Source organism: Subtercola boreus (assembly GCF_003399625.1).
Classification (GTDB): Bacteria; Actinomycetota; Actinomycetes; order Actinomycetales; family Microbacteriaceae; genus Subtercola; species Subtercola boreus_C.
The window spans coordinates 1-2,144 of the sequence record NZ_NBXA01000029.1 but is presented as its reverse complement, the minus strand read 5'-3'; the positions used below and the strand labels follow the sequence as shown (position 1 = coordinate 2,144).

General features: G+C 66.1%; 5 protein-coding genes. All 5 read right to left on the bottom strand.

Annotated elements, in window-relative coordinates; translation table 11 throughout:
* Window positions 1–545: hypothetical protein (locus B7R21_RS16610; protein WP_116284377.1), on the bottom strand; the 545-nt coding region annotated here is incomplete at its 3' end.
* Window positions 545–1,120, bottom strand: a complete 576-nt coding sequence (locus tag B7R21_RS16605) for a DUF6286 domain-containing protein (RefSeq protein ID WP_116284376.1) — start codon at window positions 1,118–1,120, stop codon at window positions 545–547. The genes B7R21_RS16610 and B7R21_RS16605, both read right to left, overlap by 1 nt.
* Window positions 1,117–1,515, bottom strand: coding sequence for a hypothetical protein (locus B7R21_RS16600; RefSeq protein ID WP_216364276.1), 399 nt, complete (start codon window positions 1,513–1,515; stop codon window positions 1,117–1,119). Before B7R21_RS16600 ends, B7R21_RS16605 begins: the two co-directional genes overlap by 4 nt.
* Window positions 1,512–1,700, bottom strand: a complete 189-nt coding sequence (locus B7R21_RS16595) for a DUF2273 domain-containing protein (RefSeq protein WP_116284375.1) — start codon at window positions 1,698–1,700, stop codon at window positions 1,512–1,514. The genes B7R21_RS16600 and B7R21_RS16595 overlap by 4 nt, the downstream gene beginning before the upstream one ends.
* Window positions 1,697–2,128, bottom strand: a complete 432-nt coding sequence (locus B7R21_RS16590; protein WP_116284374.1) for an Asp23/Gls24 family envelope stress response protein — start codon at window positions 2,126–2,128, stop codon at window positions 1,697–1,699. The genes B7R21_RS16595 and B7R21_RS16590 overlap by 4 nt, the downstream gene beginning before the upstream one ends.
* Window positions 2,129–2,144 lie beyond the last annotated feature (16 nt).

Here is a 2,144-nt window from a genome sequence, read left to right as displayed (position 1 = left end):
ACGACCGGGACGCTGTGTCCGAGGACGTCGTCCCATTCCGTGACCGCATTGTCGATGACGGTGCGGATCCGGACCGGGGACGCGCCCCGGCGGGCGTGCGCGGTGATCCGTAGCACGTTCTCGTGACGGATCCGGAACGCGACGACATCCACCGCCGCGATCTCGGGCTCCCGGGTCAGGGCGTCCTCGAGGACCTGCGCTGCGACCGTGACATCGACGAGGAGGTCCCCGCCGGTGGGGGTGTCCGCGGTCGCGTTCTGTCTGACGGTGAGCAGGTTCTGGGTGCGGCCCCGGCCCTGCCGGAACACGAACCAGACCAAAACCACGATCAGGATCACGGCGGCGGCCGCCGTGGCCCAGAGGATCCACGCGTTCGCCTGGAACGTGCCCGCGACCTGCCCGTTCGCGTTCTTCGCGCCCGCACTGATCGGCTGCTGCAGGTCAGGAAGCAACGCCCCCACCGCCAACACAGCACCCCCAGCAAGCAGGACCAGTCCGACGGCGAAGAGGAACAAGCGGTTCAGGAAACGGTTGGTGGAATTCATCAGGCCACCTTTCCCTTCTTCGAGATACGCACCCTCGAACGCAGCGCCGGACGGTAGTCGTAGGAGCCGACACTCTGCGTGACGGCGTCCTGGATCGCCTGCCGGTTGACAGCACGCCCGGACGTGGGCGTGACATCGACCCGCACCGTGCGCGCACCGACACTGACGCTGATGTTGTCGGGATCGACATCACCCGCGTAACTGACAGTGCGGGCCAGGGACTGGGCGATGACACGGTCATCGACGACAGCGGCCGTCCGGTCACCGATACTGCCCCGGCGACCCCGACGACCCGGCGCGAACGACACAACGATCAGTACCACACCGATGACAGCGACCACGGCGCCGATCGCGACAAGAAGCGGTACCGGTGATGACGCTGCCGCCAACACGGACGACACAAGATCCTGAGGGGTGATCAGCAGCGGGCGCTGCCCGATCGCGGCGAGCACCGACTCGACACCGAGATACGCCAGAGCGAGGACCAGGATGACAGCGATACTGATCGCAGCCCCGGAACGCGGGGAGCGCGACTCGCGTCGCACGACCCTTCTGTAGAGAGCGGGGGTGGTCATGACACTCTCCTTCGTTCCGTCAACTGCACACCCGTGATGTGCAGATCGATCTCCGTGATCGACGTCCCCGTCAGGGTGAGGCTCTGTTCCCGGATGGTGGTCTGCGCCCGGGTGAGGCGCTCCACGATCGTCCCGGGCCGGCGGGCGCCCGTACCGAGCGGGGCGACGTGGATCGGCGCACTCGCGGTCATCGTGAGGTCGCCGTCATGATCGGACAGGCTGACAGAGACATCTTTCGCGTCCACGCCGAGCTGCTCCGCGGTGACGGCCGACACGACACGGCGCACAGCGCGCGGCGCGATCGTGTTCCGACCAACCGCAGCGTCACCGGATACCGAGTGACCGGATACCGAATGACCGGATACCGTGTGGCCGGCCGTCACCGCCGGGCTCACGAGGACCGCCGCCCGCGGAGCGCGTCCGTCACGCCGCGGACATCGAGCTTGCCCTCAGCCACCCGGCCCACGGCATACCCCACCGCGACGAACAACGCCACGAGGATCATCGCCCAGAAACCGAACGCGACAGCAGTCAACGCGAGCACCGCGCCGACAAGCATCCCCCGATTCGTCGGGGTCACTGAACGCGGCTCTCGGTGTCGTCATCGTTGTCGTCCGACGGGATGTACACATCAGAGATGGTCACGTTCACCTCGGTGACCTCCATGCCCACCACGGTCGAGATGGCGTCCGTCACGCTCGCGCGAACCTCGTCCGCGAGCTTCTGCAACTCGACAGGGTACTCCGCAACCAGGACGATGTCCGCAGCGACCTGCTTCTCTCCGACCTCGACCTTGACACCCTGGCCACGGTCCTGCTGATTGATCGCGTTCCGGATCGCACCAACCGCACGGGCACCAGCATTACCGAGGTCATGCACACCAGCAACCTCACGGGCCGCGATACCAGCGACCTTCTCGACAACACCATCAGCGATCGTGTTCTTACCCGTCGACGAGCTGCTGTGCGCCGGGCTCTTCGGAACGGAAGTAGGGGTGATGTTCGTCATGATAAAACTCCAGGGA